This window comes from Nonomuraea sp. NPDC049421, from assembly GCF_040677005.1.
GTDB lineage: Bacteria > Actinomycetota > Actinomycetes > Streptosporangiales > Streptosporangiaceae > Nonomuraea > Nonomuraea salmonea.
Map to the genome: position 1 here is coordinate 35,466 of NZ_JBFAQA010000012.1, position 25,528 is coordinate 60,993.

Annotated in this window: 30 protein-coding genes; 10 read left to right on the forward strand and 20 right to left on the reverse strand. The window is 72.1% G+C overall.

The genetic code is table 11. The features are described from left to right. Positions 1–30: 30 nt before the first annotated feature. Together AB0K18_RS21335 and AB0K18_RS21340 are read right to left on the reverse strand one after the other, a co-directional pair. On the reverse strand, positions 31–1,023 hold the full coding sequence (locus AB0K18_RS21335; protein ID WP_364916654.1) for a hypothetical protein: 993 nt from the start codon (positions 1,021–1,023) through the stop codon (positions 31–33). After that, complete coding sequence (locus tag AB0K18_RS21340; protein WP_364560402.1) at positions 1,020–1,343, reverse strand: PadR family transcriptional regulator; 324 nt, start codon at positions 1,341–1,343, stop codon at positions 1,020–1,022. Before AB0K18_RS21340 ends, AB0K18_RS21335 begins: the two co-directional genes overlap by 4 nt. Positions 1,344–1,604: 261 nt before the next feature. On the opposite strand from AB0K18_RS21340, the gene AB0K18_RS21345 reads away from it, so the two are divergent. After that, entirely contained in the window at positions 1,605–2,894 is a 1,290-nt protein-coding gene (locus tag AB0K18_RS21345) for an MFS transporter (protein ID WP_364916657.1), read from the forward strand. Here AB0K18_RS21345 and AB0K18_RS21350 read toward each other — a convergent pair. After that, positions 2,855–4,015 carry a globin domain-containing protein gene (locus AB0K18_RS21350; RefSeq protein ID WP_364916660.1) on the reverse strand — a complete coding sequence of 387 codons (1,161 nt, stop codon included), beginning with the start codon at positions 4,013–4,015 and terminating at the stop codon, positions 2,855–2,857. The genes AB0K18_RS21345 and AB0K18_RS21350 overlap by 40 nt on opposite strands. A gap of 138 nt (positions 4,016–4,153) precedes the next feature. Then, the gene (locus AB0K18_RS21355; RefSeq protein ID WP_364916663.1) at positions 4,154–4,591 is read right to left on the reverse strand and encodes a hypothetical protein; all 438 of its coding nucleotides are present in this window, start codon (positions 4,589–4,591) and stop codon (positions 4,154–4,156) included. 278 nt (positions 4,592–4,869) lie between these two features. Between AB0K18_RS21355 and AB0K18_RS21360 the strand changes: the two genes are divergently transcribed. The 5 genes from AB0K18_RS21360 to hypF are packed head-to-tail and all read left to right on the forward strand — an operon-like array spanning position 4,870 to position 9,155. Further along, positions 4,870–5,361 (forward strand): helix-turn-helix transcriptional regulator, encoded by a 492-nt coding sequence (locus tag AB0K18_RS21360; protein ID WP_364916665.1) that lies wholly within the window; start codon positions 4,870–4,872, stop codon positions 5,359–5,361. Beyond that, a complete protein-coding gene (locus AB0K18_RS21365) occupies positions 5,340–5,942 on the forward strand; it encodes an SIS domain-containing protein (protein WP_364916668.1) in 603 nt (200 codons plus the stop codon). Before AB0K18_RS21360 ends, AB0K18_RS21365 begins: the two co-directional genes overlap by 22 nt. After that, positions 5,939–6,148, forward strand: coding sequence for a HypC/HybG/HupF family hydrogenase formation chaperone (locus AB0K18_RS21370; RefSeq protein WP_364916670.1), 210 nt, complete (start codon positions 5,939–5,941; stop codon positions 6,146–6,148). The genes AB0K18_RS21365 and AB0K18_RS21370 overlap by 4 nt, the downstream gene beginning before the upstream one ends. Beyond that, positions 6,145–6,873, forward strand: a complete 729-nt coding sequence (locus AB0K18_RS21375; protein WP_364916673.1) for an SIS domain-containing protein — start codon at positions 6,145–6,147, stop codon at positions 6,871–6,873. The genes AB0K18_RS21370 and AB0K18_RS21375 overlap by 4 nt, the downstream gene beginning before the upstream one ends. Positions 6,874–6,878: 5 nt before the next feature. Beyond that, a complete protein-coding gene (gene hypF, locus AB0K18_RS21380; RefSeq protein WP_364916676.1) occupies positions 6,879–9,155 on the forward strand; it encodes a carbamoyltransferase HypF in 2,277 nt (758 codons plus the stop codon). A 55-nt stretch (positions 9,156–9,210) separates the two neighbouring features. Here hypF and hypE read toward each other — a convergent pair whose 3' ends face one another. The 12 genes from hypE to AB0K18_RS21440 all read right to left on the reverse strand — a co-directional run bounded on the left by hypE (position 9,211) and on the right by AB0K18_RS21440 (position 19,606). Beyond that, positions 9,211–10,296, reverse strand: a complete 1,086-nt coding sequence (hypE, locus tag AB0K18_RS21385) for a hydrogenase expression/formation protein HypE (RefSeq protein WP_364916679.1) — start codon at positions 10,294–10,296, stop codon at positions 9,211–9,213. Further along, complete coding sequence (gene hypD, locus AB0K18_RS21390) at positions 10,293–11,432, reverse strand: hydrogenase formation protein HypD (RefSeq protein WP_364916682.1); 1,140 nt, start codon at positions 11,430–11,432, stop codon at positions 10,293–10,295. Before hypD ends, hypE begins: the two co-directional genes overlap by 4 nt. Positions 11,433–11,443: 11 nt before the next feature. Further along, complete coding sequence (locus AB0K18_RS21395; protein WP_345392733.1) at positions 11,444–11,716, reverse strand: HypC/HybG/HupF family hydrogenase formation chaperone; 273 nt, start codon at positions 11,714–11,716, stop codon at positions 11,444–11,446. A 153-nt stretch (positions 11,717–11,869) separates the two neighbouring features. Further along, entirely contained in the window at positions 11,870–12,079 is a 210-nt protein-coding gene (locus AB0K18_RS21400; RefSeq protein ID WP_355412822.1) for a hypothetical protein, read from the reverse strand. A gap of 10 nt (positions 12,080–12,089) precedes the next feature. After that, the gene (locus AB0K18_RS21405; RefSeq protein ID WP_364916686.1) at positions 12,090–12,683 is read right to left on the reverse strand and encodes a DUF5947 family protein; all 594 of its coding nucleotides are present in this window, start codon (positions 12,681–12,683) and stop codon (positions 12,090–12,092) included. A gap of 68 nt (positions 12,684–12,751) precedes the next feature. Continuing rightward, positions 12,752–13,150, reverse strand: a complete 399-nt coding sequence (locus AB0K18_RS21410; RefSeq protein ID WP_364916689.1) for a hypothetical protein — start codon at positions 13,148–13,150, stop codon at positions 12,752–12,754. After that, complete coding sequence (locus AB0K18_RS21415) at positions 13,143–14,936, reverse strand: nickel-dependent hydrogenase large subunit (protein WP_364916692.1); 1,794 nt, start codon at positions 14,934–14,936, stop codon at positions 13,143–13,145. The genes AB0K18_RS21410 and AB0K18_RS21415 overlap by 8 nt, the downstream gene beginning before the upstream one ends. Positions 14,937–14,972: 36 nt before the next feature. Then, positions 14,973–16,031 (reverse strand): hydrogenase expression protein HypE, encoded by a 1,059-nt coding sequence (locus AB0K18_RS21420; RefSeq protein ID WP_364916695.1) that lies wholly within the window; start codon positions 16,029–16,031, stop codon positions 14,973–14,975. Continuing rightward, positions 16,028–16,387 (reverse strand): hydrogenase maturation nickel metallochaperone HypA, encoded by a 360-nt coding sequence (locus tag AB0K18_RS21425; RefSeq protein ID WP_364916698.1) that lies wholly within the window; start codon positions 16,385–16,387, stop codon positions 16,028–16,030. The genes AB0K18_RS21420 and AB0K18_RS21425 overlap by 4 nt, the downstream gene beginning before the upstream one ends. Continuing rightward, the gene (locus AB0K18_RS21430) at positions 16,380–16,874 is read right to left on the reverse strand and encodes a hydrogenase maturation protease (RefSeq protein ID WP_364916700.1); all 495 of its coding nucleotides are present in this window, start codon (positions 16,872–16,874) and stop codon (positions 16,380–16,382) included. Before AB0K18_RS21430 ends, AB0K18_RS21425 begins: the two co-directional genes overlap by 8 nt. Continuing rightward, the gene (locus AB0K18_RS21435) at positions 16,871–18,175 is read right to left on the reverse strand and encodes a hypothetical protein (RefSeq protein ID WP_364916703.1); all 1,305 of its coding nucleotides are present in this window, start codon (positions 18,173–18,175) and stop codon (positions 16,871–16,873) included. The genes AB0K18_RS21430 and AB0K18_RS21435 overlap by 4 nt, the downstream gene beginning before the upstream one ends. Before the next feature lie 204 nt (positions 18,176–18,379). Beyond that, the gene (locus tag AB0K18_RS21440) at positions 18,380–19,606 is read right to left on the reverse strand and encodes a riboflavin synthase (protein WP_364916706.1); all 1,227 of its coding nucleotides are present in this window, start codon (positions 19,604–19,606) and stop codon (positions 18,380–18,382) included. Between the two features lie 304 nt (positions 19,607–19,910). Between AB0K18_RS21440 and AB0K18_RS21445 the strand changes: the two genes are divergently transcribed. Then, the gene (locus tag AB0K18_RS21445; RefSeq protein WP_364916708.1) at positions 19,911–20,138 is read left to right on the forward strand and encodes a hypothetical protein; all 228 of its coding nucleotides are present in this window, start codon (positions 19,911–19,913) and stop codon (positions 20,136–20,138) included. Positions 20,139–20,232: 94 nt separating this feature from the next. Beyond that, positions 20,233–21,054 carry a hypothetical protein gene (locus AB0K18_RS21450; protein WP_364916710.1) on the forward strand — a complete coding sequence of 274 codons (822 nt, stop codon included), beginning with the start codon at positions 20,233–20,235 and terminating at the stop codon, positions 21,052–21,054. Positions 21,055–21,142: 88 nt separating this feature from the next. Here the strand turns inward: AB0K18_RS21450 and AB0K18_RS21455 are convergent, their stop codons facing one another. After that, positions 21,143–22,060 carry an NADP-dependent oxidoreductase gene (locus tag AB0K18_RS21455; RefSeq protein WP_364916712.1) on the reverse strand — a complete coding sequence of 306 codons (918 nt, stop codon included), beginning with the start codon at positions 22,058–22,060 and terminating at the stop codon, positions 21,143–21,145. Positions 22,061–22,163: 103 nt separating this feature from the next. Between AB0K18_RS21455 and AB0K18_RS21460 the strand changes: the two genes are divergently transcribed. Next, positions 22,164–23,003, forward strand: coding sequence for a helix-turn-helix transcriptional regulator (locus tag AB0K18_RS21460; protein ID WP_364916714.1), 840 nt, complete (start codon positions 22,164–22,166; stop codon positions 23,001–23,003). A 96-nt stretch (positions 23,004–23,099) separates the two neighbouring features. Here the strand turns inward: AB0K18_RS21460 and AB0K18_RS21465 are convergent, their stop codons facing one another. Continuing rightward, positions 23,100–23,573, reverse strand: coding sequence for a MarR family transcriptional regulator (locus tag AB0K18_RS21465; protein ID WP_364916716.1), 474 nt, complete (start codon positions 23,571–23,573; stop codon positions 23,100–23,102). A 95-nt stretch (positions 23,574–23,668) separates the two neighbouring features. Here AB0K18_RS21465 and AB0K18_RS21470 point away from each other — a divergent pair, with 95 nt between their 5' ends. Further along, positions 23,669–24,091, forward strand: a complete 423-nt coding sequence (locus AB0K18_RS21470; protein ID WP_364916718.1) for a RidA family protein — start codon at positions 23,669–23,671, stop codon at positions 24,089–24,091. 5 nt (positions 24,092–24,096) lie between these two features. On the opposite strand, the gene AB0K18_RS21475 is transcribed toward AB0K18_RS21470, so the two are convergent. After that, complete coding sequence (locus tag AB0K18_RS21475) at positions 24,097–25,149, reverse strand: LacI family DNA-binding transcriptional regulator (protein ID WP_364916720.1); 1,053 nt, start codon at positions 25,147–25,149, stop codon at positions 24,097–24,099. Positions 25,150–25,192: 43 nt separating this feature from the next. Continuing rightward, positions 25,193–25,528 (reverse strand): hypothetical protein, encoded by a 336-nt coding sequence (locus AB0K18_RS21480; protein WP_364367939.1) that lies wholly within the window; start codon positions 25,526–25,528, stop codon positions 25,193–25,195.

Here is a 25,528-nt window from a genome sequence, read left to right on the forward strand (position 1 = left end):
CCCGACCATACTCCGTTGAACGGAGCATGGTCAATCCAGGCAGTGCCGCCGCTGCCGCAGAGGCGTGCCGACGGTCCAGAGCGCCAGCACGGCGAGCACGCCCCAGTAGGCCAGGTGCTGCCCGGTCAGCTGGGACGCGTGCACGGCCAGGTCACCCGAGGCCACCGCCAGATAGATGCCGGCGGCCAGCGCCCACCGGTGGTCGCGCGTCAGATAACCGGCCCAGGCCGCCAGCCCGAACGCCGCCGCCTCCACGGCCATCCTGCTGAGGGAGAGGGACAGCGGGCCCTCCTCCGCCATCCAGTGCGGCCCCGACCACGCCGCCGCCAGGGCCGCCGCGCACCACCACCACGACCGGGCGCGCAGCGGCCGCCCGCGCGCCGCCAGCACCCCCAGACCGGCCAGCGTGGCCGCGTAACCGCCCGCCACCACGTAGGGGTCACTGTCGGAGAACAACGCGTGATCGCCGAGCGGCGACGGATAGACAGGCAGCAGCGTGAGGTCGAAGATCTGCCGACCGGACGCGATCGCCACCGCCTTCACGCCGACGGCCAGCGTGAGCGGGATCGCCGCCCACACCCACCCGCGCAGGACCGCGACCAGGGCGAGCGCCGACACCGCCGTCCACAGGGGCAGCGCCCCCGCGTACGGCAGCAGCGCCGCCAGTTGCACCGCCGCCAGGGCCGTCACGCCGAGGTGCAGGCCGTCCTTCCAGGGACTTCCGGCCGCCAGGTGCACGACGCGGCTGCGCACGCCGCCCGCCAGCAGCCCCCACGCCTCCCTCGGCACGGGCACGGTCCTGCCGGGATCGGCCGACTCCAGCAGGACGTCGAGCAGCTCGTCACCGTGCGCCGTGCGGTAGGCGCGCGGATAGGCCCGCAGCAGCACGCGGTAGCGGCGCTCCAGCGCGCCGCCCTGCGGGCTCTGCGGGCCTTGGGGACTCTGGGGGCCTTGCGGGCTCTGCGGGCTCTGCGGGCTTCGCGGACTCTGCGGCGTCTGTGAAGGCTGCGGGACGACCGTCATGTGCTGGAGGGCCGCAGCACGAGGGCGGCGGCCTCGTGCATCCGCCTCGCCTCCGCCTCCACGAGCGCCTGGCCCTCGTCGGTGATCCGGAAGTAGCGGCGGTTGCGGCCGTTGACCGTCTCCTCGCGGTCGACAGTGATCACGCCGCGCTCGTTGAGCCGCTCCAGGATGCCGTAGAGGGTGCCGACCGACGGCTGCACCCTGCCCGCGGACAGCTCCTTGATCGACTTGCTGATCGCGTGTCCGTGCAGCGGGCCCGCACGCAGGGCGGTGAGCACGAAGTACATCGGCTCACTGACTTCAGATGTTCCCCTCGGCATGGGGCGACATTATTTCGTTGAACGAAGTGTACGCAACACTGCGACGGCCACATAGGCCCGCGCCACCGGCCGGCCGAGTGGTTGCCGCTGGGCGGACATGCGTCCGATTGACTACCCCGTGCCCTCCTCACCAGCCCCACCACCCCCTTGACAGGTGTCGCACCACGCATCATTCTGAGGCCAACCTGTGCCGACCGCTGTACGGACGAGTGTCCGATAGCAGGCACGGGTTCACCCCCTGCACCGCTGAGGAGCCACTTGATGAGCAGCGCCACCGAGGGCGGAAGTGCCCCTACGAGCTCCGACCACTTGACGAAGACCTCCATCGCGATCGGCTTCGCGGTCCTGTGCGCCTCGTACATGCTCAACGCGATGGACCGGCAGATCTTCTACCCCCTCCTGCCCGAGATCAGGAACGAGCTCGGCTTCTCCCTCGAACAGGGCGGGCTCCTCGCCACCGGCTTCACCCTCGGTCTCGCGCTCGCGGGGCCGCCTGCCGGATACCTGGCCGATCGGCTCTCCCGCAAGGCCATCGTCGTCGTCAGCGTGCTCGTCTACTCGCTCGGCACCCTCGCCATCCCGCTGGCCGTGGGCTTCGTCGACATGAGCATCTACCGGCTGGTCTCCGGCGTCGGCGAGGGCGTGCAGGCCACCGCCCTGTACGCGGTGATCGGCGCGTTCTTCTTCCACCGCCGCGCGCTGGCCGCCGGCGTCGTCGGCGTCGCCTTCGGCCTGGGCGTCTTCCTCGGACCGCTCCTCGGCAACGGGCTCGCCGCGGGCTGGGGCACCTGGCGGGCGCCGTTCTTCCTGTTCGCCGCCGCCGGTCTGCTCATGAGCCTGCTCATCGCGGCGACGGTGTCGCGCAGGATGACCGAGGCGGTCACCGGCGCCGCCACGGAGACGGCGGGGGCGACGTACGACCACGTGCCGGCCTCGCCGTACAACCGCAACACGCTCGGCATCGGCATCGCCTGCGCCGTCTCCGGCCTGGTCTTCTACGGCTACCTCGGCCTCTACCCGACGTTCCTGCGCGAGGCGCTCGCCTTCACGCCCGACCAGGCCGCGTTCGCCGTGTCGATGGGCGGGCTCGGCGCCATGATGGCCCTGCCCGCGGGCTGGCTGGGCGACCGGTACAACCAGGCGCGCCTGCTGATGTTCGCGATGGTCGCCACGGGCGTCACCGCGTACCTCATGTACCAGATCGCCACCTCGGCGCCCGCCCAATACCTGCTGTCGTTCCTGATGGGCACGTTCGCCAGCGGTTTCCTGTTCACCAACTGCAGCACGGCCATGCAGCGGGCCGTCCGCCCGCATCACGTGGGCCGTGGCGCCGGGCTGTTCATCCTCACCTACTACGTCGCCGCCGCCTTCTCGGGGCTGCTGTTCGCCCGCCTGGTGGGGGCGCTCGGCTGGGACGGCGCGGGTCTCTGGCAGCTCACCCTGCTCCCGATCATCGGGATCGCCGGTCTCCTGCTGGTGGACGCATCCCGGATGGTGCTGCCGAAAGCGGCTCAGCCGGCCAGCCAGAGGTCGGGGCCGAAGACCTCGTAGTTGATGTCGCGGGCGGCCACCCCTGCCTTCAGCAGCTGGGCGCGTACGTCGCGCATGAACGGCAGGGGGCCGCACAGGTAGGCGACCGCGCCGGCGGGGATCTCGACGTCCGCGAGGTTCATCAGGCCGTCGCGGTCGGGGGTGGCGGCGCCCTGTTCGTACCAGAAGATGCGCTCGTCGGCGAGGTTCGCCATGTCCTCGCGCAGCGCGTGGTCGGCGGGTGAGCGGTCGGCGTGCAACATCAGGACGCGGCGGTCCGAGCCGGCGGCGGCCAGGTGCTGGAGCATCGCCACGATCGGGGTGCCGCCGATGCCCGCCGAGGCCAGCACGAGCGGCGCGCCGCCGTCGTCCAGCGTGACGTCGCCGAACGGCGCGGACAAGGTCAGCTCGTCGCCCGCGCGAACGGTGTCGTGCAGCAGCGTCGACACTTCCCCGTCCGGGACGCCCGTCACGCGCTTGACCGTGATCCTGCGCAGGTCGCCCGCGTCGGACAGGGTGTACTGGCGTAGCTGGTGCACGCCGTCGGGCATGCGGACGCGGACGCTGACGTACTGGCCGGGACGCGCGGGCGGAACGGGGCCGCCGTCGAGCGGGCGCAGCAGGAGGGAGACCACGTCGGGTGTCTCCTCCCGGCGGGCCACCACCCGCCATCGCCGCCACGTGTCGCCGTTACGCGCGTGGGCCGCGGCGTAGAGCCTGGCCTCCTGGGCGATCAGCGCACCGGCCATCAGCCAGTACACCTCGTCCCAGGCCGCCGCGACCTCCGGGGTGACGGCGTCCCCCAGCACGTAAGCGATCGCGGCGAAGAGGTACTTGTGCACGATCACGTACTGGTCGTCGGTGACGCCCACGGCGGCGTGCTTGTGCGCGATGCGGGTGAGCAGCGCGTCGGGACGCTCGTCCGGGTGCTCCAGCAGCCGCGTGGCGAACGCGGCGATGGATCCGGCCAGCGCCCTGCGCTGCTCGCCGTTGGCCTGGTTGCCCCGGTTGAACAGGCCGTCGAGCAGCTCCGGCCGATCGGCGAACATCGTGTCGTAGAAACGCGCGGTGATGGCGTCGAGCGAGGCGCCGACGACGGGCAGCGTGGTACGGACGATCGCCGCCGAATCCGCGGACAACATGGGACCCCCAGAGAGCAGATGGACACGGCCCGCGCAAGCGTGCGGGCCGGGATCCAACCTACGAACCAGGGCAGGTGCCTTCATCAGGGCGAACGTCCGTATTCGCAGGGCCGAAAGTCCCTGATCGGACCGCCGCGATCAGGTGACGGGCAGTGCGGCGGCCAGCAGGACGACGCCGAGCGACCCCGCCAGCGAGCCCACCGCCATGACCCGGGCCAGCAGGGGACGGCCCCCGCCGCTCGCCCAGCCGTGCACGCCGGCCGCGGCCATGACCGCGCAGAACACCAGGAGCTTGGCGGCCAGGATCCGGCCATAACCGGGCTCGGCGAGCGAGGCCCAGGTGACACCCTTGTGCCAGGCGATGGCCACGCCGGTGGCCACCTGCACGGGCAGGAACGCGGCGACGGTGAGCAGGCCGAAGCGCCGGCCGACCGCGTTCAGCACCTGACCGCGCCGCTCGTCGTCCAGCAGGCGGCGGGCCGGCGGCAGCACCACCAGCGACACCGTGAGCTGCCCGCCCACCCAGAGCGCGGCCCCGAGCACGTGCAGGAACCGCACCACCGACCACCACGTCATGACGCGCCCTCCCGGCATACGCAGTGCGACGCCCCTAGCTCTGGCGCTGTGGCCGGGGCACCGGATCGGACCAGGATATGACCACGCTCCGCCGGGCCCCGGTCGAGGAGGGCCCGCCGGCCGGCCGGCTGCCTGGCCGGCTGCGCGGGCGTTCGGAAATCCTCGGCCTGCCCACGGCGATGAGTCGGGCAAATGCCGGACGTGCCGCCCTGGCCTGTGGCACGCGGCGGCCTACTGTCCTTACCGACCGGCCGTTCCCGCAGCGGAGGAGGGGATTCATGTCGGGCAGTGACGTTCGTGGGCTGCTCTCTCCCTTCCTGTTGCTGCTCATCTGCGAGCGGCCCGGTCACGGGTACGACCTGATCGAGCGGCTGGCGCGGCTGGGGGCGTCCGACGCGGAGCCGGGGCAGGTCTATCGGGCTCTGCGTTCGCTCGAACGCGCCGGCCACCTGGCCTCCGACTGGGTCGCCTCCGAGGCGGGGCCTGCCCGCCGGCGCTATGAGCTGACCACCGGCGGGATGGCTGAGCTGCGGGCGTGGATGCGGCGGTTGACCGAAGTGCGCGGGTTGCTGGAGACCTGCCTGGACAGATGGACGCGGATCAGTTCGGAAGCCGATACCCACGGCGTCCCCGGTGAGGGCACCCGGAGCATCTCGGCTGTGGCGGGTGAGGACGGGCGAGGCGTCTCAGGCGGGCCGGGTGGGCGGGGCTCGGGCGTGCGTGAAGGGTCGGGGTGGGAGGAGGCGTCGTGGGCGAGCACTCAGCGATGAGCGCCGTGTCCGCCGTGTCCGCCGTTTCCGCCGCGTTCGAGCGGCGGGCGCAACCGGCGGCGGCCGTGGGTGGGGACGCCGAGCTGATCGTCCGCGCCTGCCAGGAGATGGCGGAACGGTTCCGCGCGGGCGGGAAGCTGCTGGTGTTCGGCAGCGGCGGGTCGGTGGCCGATGCCCAGCATGTCGCTGTCGAGTTCGCGCATCCGGTCGTCGTCGGCAAGCCGGCGCTCCCTGCTCTCTCGCTGGCCACGGATCTGGCCCTGGCCACGGGGATCGCTCGCACCCAGGGTCTGGACGGGATCTTCGCCGCTCAGTTGCGGCTGCTGGGCGCGCCGCACGACATCGCGCTTGGTCTGTCGGCCGGGCCCGGCTGTCCTGCCGTACGCGATGGGCTGGCGGCGGCGCGCGAGCTGGGTCTGCTGACGGTGGCGCTCGCCGGAGGGCGCGCGGCGCCCGAGGCGGATCACGTGGTGGTCGTGCGCTCCGGCGATCCGCTGGTCGTCAAGGAGGTGCACATGACGATCTATCACGTGCTGTGGGAGCTGGTGCACGTCTTCTACGAGCTGGAGGCGGTCCGATGACGGAGTCGTGTCACGACGGGGTGTGCGTCACGTGTTCGGACGTGGCGGTGCCGGTGCGCGTGGTGCGGCTGCTGGAGGACGGCATGGCGCTGGTGGAGACGGAGCCGGGGACGCAGGAGGAGGTCAGCGTGGCGCTGGTGGACGCGCGGCCCGGTGACGTCGTCCTGGTGCACGCCAAGGAGGCCATCGCGAGGAGGAACCCTTGAGTACGGTCGGTGAGCCCGGCGGGATCGAGGCCCTGTACCCGTTCCTCGCCCCGGCGCCGGCGGACAGGGAGGCGGTCGTCGCCGACCTGTGCGCGTCCACGCGGAGGAAGGCCGGCGAGATCGTCGCGTTGCGCCGGTCCCTGGTCGCGCTGCACGGCGAGCGGCTGGTGGCGTGCGCGCGGGCGATGGCGGCGGCGATCGAGGCAGGGGGCCGGCTGTTCGCGTTCGGCAACGGTGGCAGCAGCACGGACGCCCAGGCCGTCGCCCAGCTCTTCGCCGCCCCACCGGAGGCAGCCCACACGACCGCCGCCCCACCCCAACCGGCCCGCACGGCCGCCACCCCACCCCAACCGGCGCGGGCGGTGGCGGCGGTGGCGTTGGCGCAGGATGTTGCGCTGGTCACGGCCTTGTCGAATGACGTCGGGTATGAGCTGGTGTTCGCCAGGCAGCTCGCGGCGCTCGGGCGGCGGGGTGACGTGGCCGTGGGACTGTCCACCAGTGGAGGGTCTCGGAACGTGGTCGATGCCATGGCGGAGGCGTCCAGACGGGGCATGGTGACCGTGGGGATGGCGGGTTACGACGGCGGGGCGATGGCGCAGGAGGGGCGGGTGGCGTACCTGTTCGTGGTGCCGTCGGCGTCCGTGCACCGCATCCAGGAGGCGCAGATCACGCTCTGCCACGTGCTGTGGGAGCTGACCCAGCGGGTGCTGGCCGGCGAGATGTGACGGGCATGGCCGGTACGGGGGTGCGCCGGGTCAGGGTGCGGGTCGAGGGGCTGGTGCAGGGGGTGGGGTTCCGGCCGTTCGTGTGCGGGCTGGCCGGGACGTACGGGGTGTCGGGGTTCGTCGGCAACGACCCCGGCGGGGTGTTCATCGAGGCGGAGGGCGAGCCGGGGAGGCTGGAGGCGTTCACGGCCGGGCTGACGGGTCAGGCGCCGCCGCTCGCGCTGGTCGAGCGGGTCTCGGTGGAGGTGGCGGAGCCGGTGGGCGAACCGGGTTTCCGCATCGTGCCGAGCAGGCGCGGGGAGCGGCCGAACCCCGCCCTGGTACCCCCGGACGCCGGTACGTGCGCCGCCTGCCTGCACGAACTCCGCGACCCTCAGAACCGAAGGCACCGGTACGCGTTCGCCAACTGCACCGACTGCGGGCCGCGGTTCACGATCGTCACCGGCGTCCCGTACGACCGGTGCGCCACCACGATGGCGGACTTCGCGATGTGCGCCGCCTGCGCACGGGAGTACGGCGACCCCGGCGACCGCCGCTTCCACGCCCAGCCGGTGTGCTGCCCCGCGTGCGGTCCCGAGCTGCGCGCCCTCGACGCGGCCGGCCGGCCGGTGCCAGGGGATCCGGTCGAGGTGGCGGCGGGGTGGCTGGAGGAGGGGCGGGTCGTGGCGATCAAGGGGCTGGGCGGCTATCACCTCGCCGTCCTGGCCGCCGACGACACCGCCGTGGCCGTGCTGCGGGGCCGCAAGCGCCGCGAGTCCCGGCCGTTCGCCGTGCTGGCGCGGGACGTGGCGGCGGCCGGGACGCTGGTCCACCTGCATCCGGCGGCCGAACGGCTGCTCACCGGCACGCTCCGCCCGATCGTGCTGGCCCCGCGCCGCCGCGACGCCCCGGTGGCCGACGCCGTGGCGCCCGGGGCCCGCGGCCTGGGGGTGATGCTGCCGTACACGCCGCTGCATCACCTGCTCGCCGACCGGCTGGCCGCGCCGTACGTGCTGACCAGCGGGAACCTCACCGACGAGCCGATCGCCCACCGCGACGAGGACGCGCTGCGGCGGCTGGCGGCCGTCGCCGACGGGTTCCTCGTGCACGACCGGCGGATCGAGGCGCCCGCCGACGACTCGCTGGTGCGGGTCTTCCGCGGCAGGGAGCTGGTCGTACGCCGATCGCGCGGCTACGCCCCCGCCCCCGTCCCCGTGCCGTGGCGCTTCCCCCGGCCGGTGCTCGCCTGCGGCGCCCAGCTCAAGAACACCTTCTGCGTGGCCAGGGGCGACCAGGCGTTCCTGTCGCAGCACATCGGCGACCTGGAGAGTTACGAGACCCTGCGCCTCTTCACCGAGTCCGTCGAGCGCTTCTGCCGGCTGTTCGGCGTCCGCCCTGAAGTGGTCGCCCACGACCTGCACCCGGAGTACCTGTCCACCGCGTACGCGCGCGACCGCACCGGCGTCGACCTGGTCGCGGTGCAGCACCACCACGCGCACGTCGCCTCCTGCCTGGCCGAGCACGGGCACGGCGGGCCCGTCATCGGGGTGGCGTTCGACGGGCTGGGCCTGGGTGACGACGGCACGCTGTGGGGCGGGGAACTGCTGGTCGCCGACCTGGTCTCCTACCGGCGGGCCGGGCATCTGGAGTCGGTGCCGATGCCGGGCGGCGCGGCGGCGGTACGCCAGCCGTGGCGCATGGCGGCGGCCTGGCTGGACCGGCTGCACGGCGACGGGTTGCCCGATCTGGCGGTGGCCGCGCGGCATCGGGAGCAGTGGCCGGTGGTGGCCGGGATGGCGCGGTCCGGGCTGAACGCGCCGCTCACGTCCAGCGCGGGGCGGCTGTTCGACGCGGTGGCGGCGATCGCGGGGGTGCGCGATGTCATCGGGTACGAGGGGCAGGCCGCCGCCGAGCTGGAGGCCCGGGTGGATCCCGGGGAGCGGGGGGCGTACCCGGCGCGGGTGATCGCGGGCGAGCCCCTGGTCATCGCCGCGGGCGACCTGGTCGGAGCCGCGGCGGAGGACGTCGCGGCCGGTGTGGACGCGGGACGGATCGCCGCCCGCTTCCACCACGGGCTGGCCGCGGCGGTGGTCCGTGCGGTCACGATCCTGGGCGAGGAGACGGGCCTGCGGACGGTGGCGCTGTCCGGCGGCGTCTTCCAGAACACGGTCCTGCTGGAGGCGGTGGTGTCGGGCCTGGAACGCGAGCACTTGCAGGTCCTGACCCATTCGCGAGTCCCGCCGGGCGACGGCGGTCTCGCCCTCGGCCAGGCCGTCATCGCCGCCGCCCACGACCGCCGCTGACCGCGCCACCCGCCGGCGCGCGGCTCCCCGGTGAACGGCACCCCCCGCCCGCCGGTCAGCAGATGCGTGGGAGGGGATCGCCGACCAGGAGGTCGACGATTCTGGTGCCGCCGAACGCGGTGTTGAGAAGGACCATTCCTGCGGGGTCGGGCTCGATCGTGCCCACCACCGCCGCGCCCTCGCTCACCGGGTGCCGCCGGAGCGCCGCGACGGCAGCGTCGGCGTGTTCGCCGTCCACGACGGCGACGAATCTGCCCTCGCAGGCCACGTACAGCGGGTCGAGGCCGAGCAGTTCGCAGGCGCCGCTCACGATGGGGCGGACCGGGACCGCGCGTTCGTCCACGCGTACGGCCACCCCGGCGCCGCGGGCCACCTCGTTCAGGACGGTCGCGACCCCGCCCCTGGTGGCGTCGCGCATCATCCGGACCGGGGCGGCGTCGAGGAGGACGGCGACGGCGTCGTGCAGGGGCGCGGTGTCGGAGGTCAGGTCCGCCTCGATGTCGAGGTCGCCCCGGGCGATCATGACGGTGATGCCGTGCTCACCGATCGGCCCCGACACGATCACCGCGTCCCCCGGCCTGACCTGCGCGTCGCCCAGCGTGAGCGGCCGTTCGAGGGCCCCGACGCCGGACGTGGTGACGTAACAGCCGTCGGCCTTGCCGCGCTGCACCACCTTGGTGTCGCCGGTCACCACCCGCACGCCGGCCCGCTCGGCCGCGGCCGCCATGGAGGCGGCGATCCTGCGCAGGTCGGCGATCGGGAACCCCTCCTCCAGGACGAACGCCGCCGACAGGTACATCGGCCTGGCCCCGCACACCGCGAGGTCGTTGACGGTCCCGTTGACGGCGAGGTCGCCGATGTCGCCGCCGGGGAAGAACAGCGGCGAGACGACGTACGCGTCGGTGGTGAGGACCAGCCGGCCGGTGCCGAGGTCGAGCGTGGCGCCGTCGTCGAGCGGGTCGAGCGCCGGGTTGCGGAAGGCGTCGGCGAAGACCGCCTCGATCAGCGTCCGCGACGCCTTGCCGCCCGCGCCGTGCGCCAGCGTGACCCGCTCCTCGGTGAGCTTGGGCCTGCGGCTGCGGGCCCGTTCGATCCGCTCCAGCACCTGCACCTCACGGGAGGCCGCGGCTTCGTCGTTCACGGCCGGCTCCCCAAAGTCAGCGGTACGGGCTCACGCCGCCGGGCGAGGCGGCCGAAGTTGTAGTAGGCGGCGCAGGCCCCCTCGGACGACACCATGCAGGTGCCGATGGGCGTCTCGGGCGTGCAGGCGGTGCCGAAGACCTTGCACTCCCACGGCTTCAGCACACCCTTCAGCACCTCACCGCACTGGCACGCCTTGGGATCGGCCACCCGCACCCCCGGTACGTCGAAGCGCACCTCGGCGTCGTACGCCGCGTAGGCCTCCCGCATCCGCAGCGCGGAGTGCGCGATGAACCCCAGCCCGCGCCACTCGAAGTGCGGCCGCAGCTCCATCACCCGCGAGATCGCCGACAGCGCCCGCGGGTTCCCCTCCCACGGCACCACCCGCGTGTACTGGTTCTCCACCTCCGCCCGCCCCTCGGCGAGCTGGCGGAGCAGCATGTAGACGGACTGCAGGACGTCCAGCGGCTCGAACCCGGCGCACACCAGCGGCTTGCCGTAGTCGCGGGCGATGAAGGAGTAGGGCGTGCAGCCGATGACGGTGGAGACGTGGCCGGGCCCGATGAACCCGTCGATCCGCTGGTCGGGCGAGTCGAGGATGGCCTTGATCGCCGGGATGATCGTCACGTGGTTGCAGAAGACCGCGAAGTTCGGGAGGTTCTCGGCGGCGGCCCGCAGCACGGTCATCGCCGTGGACGGGGCCGTGGTCTCGAAGCCGATGGCCATGAAGACGACCGTGCGATCGGGGTGCTGCCTGGCGATCTTGAGCGCGTCCAGCGGCGAGTACACCATGCGGATGTCCGCGCCCGCGGCCTTGGCGTCGTAGAACGAGCCCTGGCCTCCGGGGACCCGCATCATGTCGCCGAACGACGTCAGGATCACGCCGGGTTCGCGGGCGATGGCGATGGCGTCGTCCACCCGTCCCATCGGGATGACGCAGACCGGGCAGCCGGGGCCGTGCACCAGCGACACCGCCTCGGGCAGATGGTCCTCAAGGCCGTGCTTGTAGATGGTGTGCGTGTGGCCGCCGCACACCTCCATGAACGTGTAGCGCCGCCCTGGCTCGCACAGGTCGCTGATCCGCGCCGCCAGTCTCCTGGCCTCGCCCGCGTCGCGGTACTCATCGACGAACCGCACTGTCCCGCCTCTCAGGTGATGTCGGATTCCGCGAGCGCTTCGAGCTCGTCGGTGTACGCCTGCCCGAGACCGCGCAGGAGCGCGAGCGTGGCCGCCGCCTCCCGCTCGTCGATCTTGGACATGGCGAAGCCGACGTGCACGAGCACCCAGTCGCCCGGACGGATGCCGTCCTGGTCGACCAGCCCGACGTTGATGACCCGCCGCACGCCCGCCACCTCGACCTTGGCGAGTTCGGGCTGTCCGGGGATGAGTTCGACGATCTCGCCGGGAATGCCCAGGCACATCGGCCGCCTCGCTCCTCTCACATTCGTCGCATGGTGATGTAGCGCTTGAGGGCGGGCAGTTCCCGCCAGATCATCGCGATGACCGCGGCCCCGGTGAACAGGGCCAGCAACTTGCCTAGCTGGCGCATGTCGGCTTCCACCTCCTCTCGCGTCTCAGCTGGGAGACAGGTTCGGCATGGTCGGCGCGATCGGGTTCCCGTGGCGGGGACGTACGCCGGTCGAGCGCCGCGCGTCGGCGGTGCCGTCCTTGTGGTGGCCCCGCTGACGGCGGTAGGAGCCCTTCGCGTTGCCCTGGGGCACGCCCTTGACGTGCGAGGGCGTGTCGGGCGCCACGTCGGGTACGCCTACGCGAATCCGTGCCATGTCGTCCTCCTCATCGGTCGAGTTCGGCGAAGAAGGCCGCGATCCGGTCCCAGAGCCGAGGGCCGCCGGACATGCCCGTCCATTCCTGGCGGACCACGGCGACGAGCCGGTGACAGTCGTCGATCGGGACCAGCCAGCGCTCGTCCAGGCCGCGTACGACGGCGACCAGGAACGCCTCCACCGCCGGCCGCATCGACGCCAGCTCCGCGTAATGGCCGGCGAGCCGGTCCCACGCGCCGGCGTCCACGTCCCAGCGGGTGGCGCCCACCGGGCTCGGGTAGTGCGCCACCACCGTGCCGTCGGAGCGGCGGACGAAGAACGCCAGGCCCACGGGCACGCCCAGCTCGGACGGCGGCCCGGTGAGGCGCAGCCGCCGGTCGGGCACCAGCAGGAACCTGCCGGGACCGTTCGTCCCGTGCTCGAACAGCAGCGCGCAGGCGCGGCAGGCGCACAGCACCAGGTCCTTGCGCTCCTCCAGCAGGTGGGCGTGCGTGTCACGCAGCGGCTCCCCGCACAGCTCGCACGGCTCCGCGGCCCGCCGCCCACCGACCGGCCGCCCGACCACCCGCCCCAGCGCCCCCGCCCCGACCACAGAGCCGGTCACAGAGCCGGTCACAGCGCCGGTCACAGCGCCCGTCGCAGCGCCCGTCGCAGCGCCCGCCCCGGGGCCGGTCATGGGGCCGCCCTTGAGGTGGCGGGGCGGCGGGTGAGCGCGTCGAGCGGGATGAACGCCTCACGGCCGGCAGCCGCCGCACTCCTCTGAGCCCCGCCACTCCCCTGGGCCGCGCCGCTCCCCTGGGCCGCGCCGACGGACACCCCGTGCAGCACGAACAGGTGCGCCAGCAGGACGTCGTCCGCCAGCGCCGCACCCACCTCGGGCGCGGCGGCGACGACCCGCTCGGCGATGCGGGCGAGCGCCTCCCCGTACACCCCGGCGAGCGTGGCGAGCGCGTCGAGTGCCAGGTCGGCCGTGGGCCCGGAGGCCGACTCCAGCTCGCTCAGCAGCTCGTCGAGCAGCTCCAGGTGCCCGGCGACGGCCCGCTCGTCCAGCCTCGGCCGGCCGTCAGTCATGGCCGCCGCCGAACATCGGCGAGTGCAGCTTCCGCACCGTACGCCCCTTGCCGACGTACATGTGGACGCCACACGGCAGGCAGGGGTCGAAGCTGCGCACGGCGCGCATGATGTCGACGCCCTTGAAGTTCTCCGGCCCGTTCTCCTCGAAGATCGGCATGTCCTGGACGGCGTCCTCGTACGGCCCAGGAGTGCCGTAGCGGTCACGCGGGCTGCCGTTCCACGGCGTCGGCGGGTAGGGGTGATAGTTGGCGATCTTCCCCTTCTCGATCACCAGGTGGTGCGACAGCACGCCGCGCACCGCCTCGTGGAACCCGACCCCGATGGCCTGGTCGGGCACGTCGAAGTCCTGGAACACCTTGGTGTCCCCGCTGCGCACCCGCTGCAGCGCCCGCTCGACGAACCACACCGCCATGGCGGCCGCGTAGGCCACGAAGTACACGCGGGCCCGGTTGCGCTCGAGGGCGTTGGACCACTGCGGGATCCGCCACTCCAGCGTCACCTCGGGCAGCTCGGGCCCCTTGGGCAGGTTGATCTGCACGCTCGACCCGGTGGACTTCACGTACGGCGTGTCCACGAGCCCCGCCAGCGCGGTGGTGTAGAGGCGCGCGAACGGGCCGCCGCCGGTGTCCAGCGCCAGGTGGTCGCCGGTGCGCGGGTCGAGCCAGCGCGGGCTCATCACCCAGCTGTAGTTGCCGTCGAAGTCGCGCTTCTGCGGGGCGGGCAGCGTGGTCTGGTTCCACGGGTGGCGCATGTCCACCGGGTTGCCGAGCGGGTCGTGGGTGACGAACGGCTCCTCGTTCACCCAGTCCTCGTAGTAGGAGCTGCCGAGCAGGATGCGGATGCCGAGGTTGATGTCCACCAGGTTCGTCGTGATGAGCTCGCCGTCCACGACGATGCCGGGGGTGACGTACATAGCCCTGCCCCACTCGTTCATCGTCTGGTAGCGGTAGTCGACCACCTCGGGGTCCTGGAACGCGCCCCAGCAGCCGAGCAGCACCCTGCGCCGGCCGACCTCCTCGTAGCCGGGCAGCGCCTGGTAGAAGAAGTCGAAGACGTCGTCGTTGAGCGCGACGGCCTTCTTGACGAAGTCGATGATGTTCATCAGCCGCGACAGGTAGTCGGTGAAGACTGACGGCGACGGCATCGTGCCGACGCCTCCCGGATAGATCGTCGAGGGGTGCACGTGCCTGCCCTCCATCAGGCAGAACATCTCCCGCGTGACCCGGCTGACGGTCAGCGCCTCCTTGTAGGCGTCCCCCTCGAACGGGTTGAACGCCTGCATGATGTCGGCGATCGTGCGCTTGCCGTGGATGGCGGCGTTCGGCGCCTCGGTGGTGGTGGCCCGCTTGAGCACGCTCGGGTTGGTGCCCTTGACCATCGCCTCGCAGAAGTCGACGAACACCAGGTTGTCCTGGAAGAGGGTGTGGTCGAACATGTACTCGGCGGCCTCGCCGAGGTTGATGATCCACTCGGCGAGCTTCGGGGTCTTGATCCCGTACGCCATGTTCTGCGCGTAGACCGAGCACGTCGTGTGGTTGTCACCGCAGATGCCGCAGATGCGGCTGGTGATGAAGCCGGCGTCGCGCGGGTCCTTGCCCTTCATGAAGACCGAGTAGCCGCGGAACAGCGAGGACGTGCTGTGGCACTCCACCACGCGCTGGTTCTCGAAGTCGATCTTGGTGTAGATGCCGAGATTGCCGATGATCCTGGTGATCGGGTCCCAGGACATGTCGACGAGCTGGCCCTTCGTGGGCGCCGCTTTCTCCTGCTGTTCGATGGCCATCGGCCGTGCTTTCCTCTCTTGTCGGAGCCGACGGCTCTACGGGCGCCAGCGCGGGTCGTAGCCGCTGGTCAGCGCCTCACGGTTGTGCCGCCACCGGGGTTCCCTGTTGACGGTGTGGTTGGTGATGCCGCGCATCCGGCGGATGAAGGCGCCGTACGGCTTGATGAGCATCGAGGACAGGCCACCACCGGGCGGCATGTCCATGAACGGCATGAACTTGTCAGGGAAACCCGGCATGGTGCAGGCGATGCAGATGCCGCCCACGTTCGGGCAGCCGCCGATGCCGCGCATCCACCCGCGCTTGGGCACGTTGCAGTTCACCACCGGGCCCCAGCAGCCCACCTTCACCTGGCACTTCGGCGAGTTGTAGTCGTGCGCGAAGTCGCCCTGCTCGTAGTACGCGCCCCGGTCGCACCCCTCGTGGACCGTCTTGCCGAACAGCCACTGGGGACGCAGCAGCTCGTCCAGGGGAGGCGGCGGCGCGCTGCCCGCGGCGTGGTGGAGCACCCAGGTCAGGGTCTCCATGAAGTTGTCCGGCTGGACCGGGCAGCCCGGCACGTTCACGATCGGCAGCCCGCCGGTCGAGCGGAAGTCCCAGCCGAGGTAGTCGGCCAGGCCCATGCAGCCGGTCGGGTTGCCGGCCATCGCGTGGATGCCGCCGTACGTGGCGCACGTGCCGATGGCGACGACCGCCCACGCCCGCGGCGCGAGCCGGTCGATCCAGGAGTTCAGGGTCAGCGGCTGCCCGGTGCTCGGGTCGTTGCCGAACGACGTCCAGTAGCCGTCGCCGTTGATGTTCTCGTTGGGCACCGAGCCCTCGATGACGAGGATGAACGGCTCCAGCTCCCCGCGCGCGGCGGCCCTGAACGGCGCCAGGTAGTCCTCGCCGCCGAGGCTGGGCGAGAGCACCTTGTTGTGCAGGTGCACCTTGGGCAGGCCGGGGATGGTGCCGGCGACGACGTCCTCGATCGCGGGCTGGGTCGCCGCGGTGATGGAGACGGTGTCGCCGTCGCAGCTCATGCCCTCGGAGATCCACAGGATGTGCATCTCGTCGTAGCCGGCGGCCTGACCGCCCTTCTGCTCCGTCTGTGTCATGCGCGCACCTCGTCCTGCTGGTAGGTGATCGACTCGACGACGACCCCGGTGCCGGGCGCGAGCTCGACGTCCACGCCGCCGCAGCGCGGGCAGGCGACGAGCGCGAGCGCGTCGGTCGCGGGCGTCCGCGCGCCGCAGCCGCCGCAGCTCACGGCGGGCGGCTCGGCGACCAGCTCGACCCGCGCGTCCTCGGCCGGGGTGCCGGCCGCGGCCACGCGGAAGCCCTGCTCGACGACGGCGGGATCGGGCCGGTGCCCGGCGAAGGGGGCGCGGACGCGTACCGCGGCCACCTGCCGTCCCTCCGCTTCGCGCAGGACCGCCTCCACGATCTCGTCGCACATCCCTGTCTCATGCATCGGCGCGCTCCCTGTCGGTTCGTCGGTACGCCTCGTCACGCGCCAGCGCCGTCACCGCCGCGACCGCGCCTTCGACGGCGGCGGCCACCGGCTCCGACAGGCCCATGACCTCGTCGACGGTCTGGGGCCTGCAGCCCACCAGCAGCACCCTGGGCACCCGGCCGCCCAGCCTGGCGAGCAGGTCGAGGACGGCCTGGGGATGCATGCCGTGCCCGTCGACCTGGGCCACGCCCACCGGCTCGTCGTCGATCTCCAGCACCGCGACGGTGCCGGGCGGGCCGTCGATCTCGACCGCGTCCACCATGATCAGCGTGTCGTACGCGCCGCCGAGCAGCTCGTACGCCAGGTGCACGCCGCGGATCCCGTAGTCCGACACCGACACCGAGCCGGGCAGCGCGGCGGCGTCCATCCGCCTGACCACCTCGACGCCGAACCCGTCGTCGCCGAGGAACACGTTGCCGATCCCGGCCACCAGCACCCTGTTCATGCGGGCTCACCCTCCAGCGGCTCGGTCTCCTCGGGGGCGAAGTAGCGGTAGCGGCCGTACCACTGGTTCAGCTCGGCCGCCGGGTCGTCCTCCAGGGTCACGGCGAGGTGGCGGGCGCCGTCCACGTCGAGCAGCACCGCCTCCACCACGGCCGTCCTGCCGTCGAGGAACATGTCCTGCGGGTCGGTGCCGCGCAGCCGGGGCCGCAGCCGCACCCTGCTGCCCTTGCCGACCAGCGTCCCCGCCACCTCGACGACGTCCGATTCCGGGTCCGTTTCCGGGTCTCTGATGGTGCCGTGCAGGCGGGCGAGGTCCTCAGGGGTCATCGCCTCGACCCGGTCGATGATGTCGGCGGCGCGCGGGTCGGTGGCGCGTGCCTCGCGCTTCTCCGCGTCGGTGAGCGTCAGCGTGCGCAGCGACAGGATCTCGTCGATCTCCGCCGCGTCGTGCAGGTCGCCGTGGCTCTCCGGGGCGACGCGCGGGTTGTCGTAGAGCAGGATCGGCGACGACAGCACCACCCGGTCGCCGCTCAGCACCGGGTACGTGTGCGCGTTCACGCACTCGGCCGCCGCCTTCTCCGCCCAGTCAGGCGGGTCGAGCAGCGAGACGAACCGGCCGCCCGGCACGGTCAGCAGGGTGTGGCAGGCGATCAGGGCGTGCCGGAGCGCCTCATCCCTGGGCGTGTCCGGTGACGGCTCCCGCGCGGCGTTCTCCGTCCGTACGCGGAGCCTGAACAGCGGCTCCCCCTCGCACGGGGTCAGCGACAGCGTCACCCGGGCGGTCAGCGGCCACGTGCGGCGGCGCGTCCGCCCGGCCGGGCCGGGCAGCGGGGTGACCGTGTCGGAGCCGGGAACCCGCAGGTCGAGCCGCTTCTCACCGGACAGCAGCTCCGCCACCGACGCCTGGACGTCCAGCTCGCACGGCACCGCCTCGTCGAAGCTCAGCGCCTCACCGACCCGATCCGCCGCGCGGTGACCGCCGTCGGGCAGCCGCTCCTCGGGCGTACGACGGCGCAGCTGCAGGAACCGGAGCCGGCCGCTGACGACGGCGTCGGCGGGCGCGACGAGCAGGCACTCGGTCTGCTGCCACCACGACTCGGCGGAGCCCGCGACCCCGCCGCCCTCCAGCCCGTGCGCCCGGGCCCACCGCTCCGGCAGCAGCACCCCGAACTGCCATCTGACCTGGTTCTTCGGCGAAGATCGGCGGTAGGGGTAGAGCAGGTAGCCCTCGTACAGGACGGAGTCAGCCACCGCCAGCGCCGCGCGGAAACCGGGCGCGGCATCGATGCCGTTCGCGTCCACGGCGAGTGGCCCCCTTGCTGCCCTGGTCGTACGTGACCCTTTCGGTATAGCCACGCCGTCCCAGGCCAAGTAGGTGAGCCACTCCCCTAGGTGCGGACCGCACTTAGCGGCTCTTGGTGCTCCACCCGGGCGGGCAGCGGCACTCGCGCCTCCAAGCCCCGCTCAGCCCCAACAGGATTTGAACGTCAGCTTGCCGAGGCCGGCTCACAACCACGTACGCAGGTCGTCGATGTCGACCAGCGGCAGGCCCCAGCGGAGCGCGGAGGCCTCCAGATCGGCGGCGCCGGCCATCGTGCCGTCGCGGCGCATCACCTCGCAGCACACGCCCACCGGCGGCAGGCCCGCGGCCACGCACAGCGCGACGGTCGACTCCGTGTGGCCGGCGCGCTCCCGCAGCAGACCGGGGCGGGAGGCGATCGGGATGACGTGGCCGGGTGCGGTGAAGTCGGCGGGGGTCGAGTCGGGGCGGGCGAGGTGGCGTACGGTGGCGGCGCGTTCCGCGGCGCTGACCCCGGTGCCGGTGGCGGCGGCCAGGTCGACGGGCGTGTGGAAGGCCGTGCCGTGGCGGTCTCCCGCGCCCTCCAGTGCCGGGATCTCCAGCCGGTCGAGGACCTCGGGCGCGCACGGGACGCACGGGTAGCCGTACACCTCGGTCAACAGGAACGTGAACGCGGCGGGACGCAGGTCCGCCCCGGCGAAGATGACGTCACCCTCGGCCTCGCGCGCCGGGTCCCACACCATGACACCGCCGCCGGCGGCGAGCTGGCGTACCACCTTCTCCACGCCGACCCGGCCCGACAGATGCCCGGCCCAGCCCAGCGCGGCGACCGCCTTGGCGACGTGCGCGCTCGCGGAGGCGGGGCCGCCCGCCGCCAGCCGGCTCACCATGTCGGACTCCAGGTTGACGCGGTCGCCCACGGACAGCGCGGCCAGGGTCGTCCCGGCGAGCGTGGACGGGATCAGCGCCACCGAGAAGCGGTCCTTGACCACCTCGGCCACGGTCAGGCTCACGCCGTCGACCGCGATGGAGCCCTTGGCCATGACCTTGCCGATGAACCGGTCAGGCGGCCTGATCCACAGCCGCCGCCCCAGCCCGGGGTCGTCGTCGACGCGCACGACCTTGCCGACCCCGTCGACGTACCCCTGGACCAGGTGCCCGTCGAGCGGGTCGCCGACGGCGAGCGGCGTCTCCAGGTTCACCCGCCGTCCCGGCTCCCGCATCTCGTCGAACGTGGTGCGGCGCCGGGTCTCGGTGCTGACCGACACCCTGATCAGGTCGCCCTCGACGTGCTCGGCGGTCAGCTGGACGCCCGCGACGTTCAGCGAACCGCCCGTCGCCAGCCGGTCCGCGCTCTTGGCCGCCCGGATCTCGATGGTGTTCGCGCCGACGGACTCGATCAGGCCGATCTCGTGGATTCTGCCGGTGAACATGCCCTTCCCCTTCGCACAAGTGACTGATGGCGTCAGGGACCCGCTCATCGGAGTCCGAGAAGGGGCGGGGTATCACCGCATGGCTCCGGAATCGCACCGGATCGTTCCTCCGCGGGGAGGAACCGGCGGGCTGTCACCGCCGCACCTGGCTTCGCACCACCGTCCACGATAACCGCCCCGGCCGGACCGAGGAAGGGGCCTCTTCCGCGCGCGGGAAATGTCCGGTGAATGCCCTGCTTATTACCTGACATTATTTCGCGGCGACCATTAGCGTCTTCAGAACAACGACGAGAGGATGTGCGAAATGAAGCGGAAAATCGCCGGAAGAATCGCCGTCGCCGCGGTCGGCGGACTCGCGGCCCTCGTGGTCTCCGTCAGCCCCGCGCAGGCCAAGGAGGCGGCGGGCCACTGGTACGGGCCCTACTCCACGCAGGGCATCTGCGAATACTGGAGAAACGGCGTGCAGGCGGGCGGGACGCAGACCCGTCCTTGCTTCTATGACATCGGCTGGTATTTCTGGGCCGCGGCCTGATTTCCCCGCCACCGGGCCAGGCGATCTTTCGCGGATCGCCGGACCCGGTGACGAGCGGGGACCTGCGGGTCCCGCGCTGATCGCCGCATCCAGCATGCGGGTCAAGGCGCTTTTGCAGCATGGCCGGATGGTGCGCTTCCCGGTTGTGGCGGCCTTCTTACTGGTGCTCGCCACGAGCTGCACCACGGCCGCCGATCGACGGGCTCTGGTGTGGGTGAACGCCTTGGCCGTCGCCCGGCCGGACTATCACGTCGTGCACGAAGAACAACTGCTCAAACGTCATCAGCTCGAAGACGACGAGGCGATCCGCGTCGTAGTCGAACCGCGGTGGGCCAACTGGTCGCATACCGAGGTCTTCGGCCGGCGAACCCTGAAACTGCGGGACGGTCACCTCAGCGGCGCCGAGTTGCCCGGCTGGAAGCTGACCGGCGCCATCCGTGCGCTCTCCGGTGCGGGCGACGACCGTCACCTCGTCATGAAGCGCCTCGATGCGCTCGCCGAGGTGGAGGACATGAAGGTGACGGTGGTCGTCGGCTTCAGGAAGCCGATGCAGGAGAACGACGTACGTCGGTTGTGGGAGAAGGTCCCCGACGTGGCGTTGTTCTCACCGCCCGAGCCTGACGGCCTGCCGACGTCATGGGATTACTCCGGCTATTGCCACGCCCGCGGCTTCGACGACTGCGATCCCGATGTCCGTTCCTCCCTCACCTCGTCGTTCCGGCTGTGGACGAGCCTGCTGCGGGAGTCCGACAGAGAGGCGCTGGCCGCGTTCAGCGTCGACCTGGACGACGTCCGGACGAGGGCGGAACAGGGTCTCTGGTCCGGGATGATCACCACCGCGTGGCCCGCGGATGCGAAGGAGATCGTCGAGGACCCGCGGGTGGGCTCCTTCGCGATCGGGCAGGTGGCGCTCTGAGCTGACCCGTCTCAAGACCCGAGCCCGCGTGCCGGCACCTTTCCCGCTCTCGCCGCCGCCCCGCACACGCGCGGCAAGTGGGTCGTCTCTATGCCTTGAGCGGCTGGACGACGACCTTGCCCTTGGCATGGCCCGCGGCGACGTGCTCGTACGCGGCGGTGGCGTCCGCCAGCGGGACGACGCGGTCGACGACGATCTCCAGGCCCGCCGCGGCCACCTTCGCGAGGCGGGCGGCGTCCGTCTCGTGGTGCACGAACGCGGCACGCAGGCCGCGGGCGGCGGCGCGGTCCGCGTCCGGGGGGACGTTCAGGGCGAGCAGCAGGCCGCCGGGGACGAGGACGTCGAGAGAGGCGGTCTCCACGTCGCCGCCGATCGGGTCGATGACCACGTCCACCCCCGAGGCGCGCTCGCGGAAGTCGGTCGCGGTGTAGTCGATCACTTCGTGGGCGCCCAGCTTCACGGCGAGCGAGGCGCCCGCCGGCGAGGTGGTGGTGAGGACGTGGGCGCCCGCCTTCCTGGCCAGTTGCAGGGCGAAGCCCCCCACTCCCCCGGCGCCGCCGTGGATCAGCACCCTCTGGCCGCTCCGGAGCCCGGCCACCTCGTACACCGCCTGCCAGGCCGTCGCGGCGGCGGTCGCGAGCCCTGCGGCGAGGCCGAGCGGCACCGCCGGCGGCGCGGCGGTGAGATGGGTGACGGGGACGGCGGCGTACTCGGCGACGGCCCCGCCCTCCGTCGGGTCCGTACGCGCGAGCACCGCGTCGCCGACGCGCCGGCCGGCGACGCCCGGACCGAGCCGGACGACGGTGCCGGCGAGGTCGGTGCCCGCCACCGAGGGGAAGGTGACCGGGAAGAAGTCCTTGACGCGGCCGTGGCCGATCTTGACGTCCAGCGGGTTGAGCGCCGCCCCGGCGATCGCGACCAGGACCTCGCCCGGGCCGGGCTCCGGCCGGGGGATCTCGGTGACGACCGGACGGACGCCGTACGCGGTGTACTGCAGTGCCTTCATGCGACCCACGCTCGCCTGGCCCGGGTCCGTACGGGAAGGCGGAGCTCACACTGGTGATGACGGCGCCTGCCTCCACCCCGGCCGCGGGACCACAATGAAAGGCATGGATCTGCAGGAGTTCGGGGCGTTCCTGAGGTCGCGGCGCGACCGCATCAAGCCGGGCGAGGTGGGGCTGCCGGCGGGGACCCGGCGCCGGGTCCCCGGGCTGCGCAGGGACGAGGTGGCGGTGCTGGCGGGGGCGTCCACCGACTACTACAACCAGCTGGAGCAGGGGCGCGGCGCGCAGCCGTCCGAGCAGATGGTGGCGGCGCTGGCCCGCGCGCTCCGGCTCACCGCCGACGAGCGCTCCCACCTCTACTTCCTGGCTGGACGCCCGATGCCGCCGCGGCACAGCCTCTCCGCCCACGTGCACCCCGGCATGTTGGACCTCCTCGAACGCCTGCCCGCGACGCCCGCCGCGGTGATCACCGACCTGCACGCCGTCCTCGTCCAGAACCGCCTGGCCACCGCGCTCCTCGGCCCGATCCCGCCCGTTCAGGGCCGCGCGGCCAGCTTCGTCCACCGGTGGTTCACCGACCCTGACGCCCGCTCCCGCTACCACCCGGACGAGCACGATCATCAGTCGCGCGTGTTCGTCGCCGACCTGCGGGCCGTGGCGGCGCGGCGCGGCGGTGACGAGCAGGTGAGCGGGCTCATCGACGAGCTGCTCGCGACGAGCGCCGAGTTCGCCGGGCTCTGGGCCCGGCAGGAGGTGGCGGTACGCCGCGCCGACCGCAAGCGGCTCGTCCACCCCGAGCTGGGCGTCATCGAGCTCGACTGCCTCAGCCTGCTGAGCGAGGACGGCTCGCAGCGCCTGCTGTGGTTCACCGCGCCGGCCGGGGGCGACGCGGCCGAGAAGCTCGCCCTGCTCGACGTCCTCGGCAGCCAGGACGTCGGAGCCTAGGCCAGGTCCTCGGAGCCTAGGCCAGGTCCTCGGAGCCTAGGCCAGGACGTCGCAGCCTAGGCCAGGACGTCGCAGCCTAGGCCAGGACGTCGCAGCCTAGGCCAGGTCGACCGGACGGATGCGCAGCTTGGCGGCGATGCGGGCCAGCGCCTTCTGGTCGGCGGCGGTGAGCGGGTCGAGCACGAAGCGCCGCACCGAGCGTACGTGGGTGGGCGCGGCGGCGACCACCACCTCATAACCGGCGTCGGTGAGCGCGGCGATCGTGTAGCGGCCGTCCTCCGGATCGGGCGAGCGCTCCACCCAGCCGCGCTGCTCGAAGCGCTTGACCACATTGGACAGCCGCGAGAGCGAGCCGTTGGCCAGGTAGGCCAGCTCACTCATGCGCAGGCGGCGGCCGGGGGCCTCGGAGATGTGGCTGAGCGCCAGGTATTCGAACAGGCTCAGGCCGGACTCGTGCTGCAGGGGCGCCTCCAGCCTGCCCGGCAGCAGGAGGACGAGGGAGACGAGCCCGGTCCACGCCTCTTTCTCGTCCGGGGTCAGCCACGGCGGCTCGTCAGGGGTGCTGGCCATGAGGTTCAGCCTATCGGGGGCCCGTCACTTCACGCTTGAAGTGAATAGGTGGTAGCTTTCACTTCAAGCGTGAAGTCAACCAGTGAGGATTCGTGATGAGTGAGCCGGAGTTCTTCGCCACCCCCGGGTACGGCGATCGGCAGCTGACCACCATGCATTACAGCCAGGCGGTGCGCATCGGCGACCGGGTGGAGATCTCGGGGCAGGGCGGGTGGGACGACGACTTCCGCTTCCCCGAGTCCCTGGAGGACGAGATCGTACGGGCCTTCGACAACGTGGAGCGGACCCTCGCCACGGCCGGCGCCACCTGGCGTGACGTCGTGGCGGTGGACTCGTACCACATTCCCGACTCGCCGGACTTCATCGGCGAGGTGCACAACCGGGTGATGGTGGAGCAGTTCCGCAAGCGCATGGGCGACCGCGCCCCCATCTGGACGGAGATCGGCGTCGCCGCACTCGGCGCCCCGAAGATGCGCGTCGAGATCCGCGCCACCGCCGTGGTCGGAAGCGGCGCCTGAGCGAGCTAGGGGCGCAGCGTGGAGCCGCGTTCGACCAGGGTGGGGGCGATGAGCTGCTTCAACGGACGGGCGTTGCGGCCGCCCGCGATCTCCTCCAGGAGCAGGTCCACCGCTATGGTGCCGATCTCGTCGGCGGGCAGGCGCACGGTGGTCAGCGGCGGGGAGAGGAAGGCGGAGAAGGGGTGGTCGCCGAAGCCGATCACCATCATGTCGTCGGGCACCTTGAGCCCGTGCTCCTCCAGCGCGCGGTAGAGACCGAGCGCGAAGTAGTCGTTGCCGACCACGACCGCGTCGGGCAGCCGGGAGCGGCGCAGCATGCGGCGGGCCACCTGGTACGCCTGCTGCGGCTGCCACGGCAGCGCCACGTGCTCGTGCCGGCGGGTGGGGACCCGCATGATGCTGCCGCGCGGCACCGGCAGCCCCGCCTCCGCCATGGCGCGGCGGAAGCCGGCGATGCGGTGGTCGATGGTGGTGATGGGCAGGTCTTCTTCGAGCACCACGATCGAGCGGGCGCCACGGGCGATGGCGTGCGCGGCGGCGCGGTAGCCGCCCAGCTCGTTGTCGGTGCCGACGAAGCGGTAGCCCAGGTCGGGCAGATCACGGTTGATCAGCACGGTCGGGACGCCGACCGAGCCGAGCCGCCGCCACGCGTCGGCCCCCGCCTGGACGGGCACCACGATCGACCCGCTGACCGAGGAGCGCAGCAGCGACTCGGCGGCGCGCATCTCGTGCTCCTCCGACTCCTCGGTCACCGTCAGCAGCAGCGAGTAGCCCTGGGCGCGGGCGCGCAGCTCGATGGTGGAGATGAGCTGCGCGTAGAAGGGGTTGGACGGGTTGGTGATGACCAGGCCGAACGTCATCGCGGAGCCCAGGACGAGCGACCTCGCCATGGAGTTGGGGACGTAGCCGACCCGTTCGGCCTCGGCGCGTACGCGGGCCCTGGTCTCCTCCCCTATGCCGTCCTTGCCGGAGAGGGCACGCGAGACGGTGTTGACGGAAAGGTTCAACGTCGCGGCGATGTCCCGCAGGGTGTGACGCCGAGCCCCAGCCATTCGCATGCCCTCTCTCGTTGGAACTCCGCCTAGAAGCCCGCGGCCGTTCTCAGCTCTTGACCGTGAGATAGATGCGCAGTTTGGCGGACGGGTCGGCCCCCGTCACCGTGCCGCGCAACCGTAGCCATTGTCCGAAATGATCGACCGGCCATGTGACCAAACCGGGTTCTGTGATGACATGTTCTTCGCCGTCCAGGTCACACCAGGTCAGGCCGTCGGGCGAGATCTGGGTGACCAGCCGCACCTCGGCGTCGTCGCCGGACGTCGCCAGGGTGTGGACGAACCACCGCGCTTCGCCGGCCCACGCCACTTCGTAGGGCTCCGTCGCGAAGTCGGAAACGAACGTCGTGTCCCGTTCGAGGACCGCCGTCTGCACCTGCCGCAT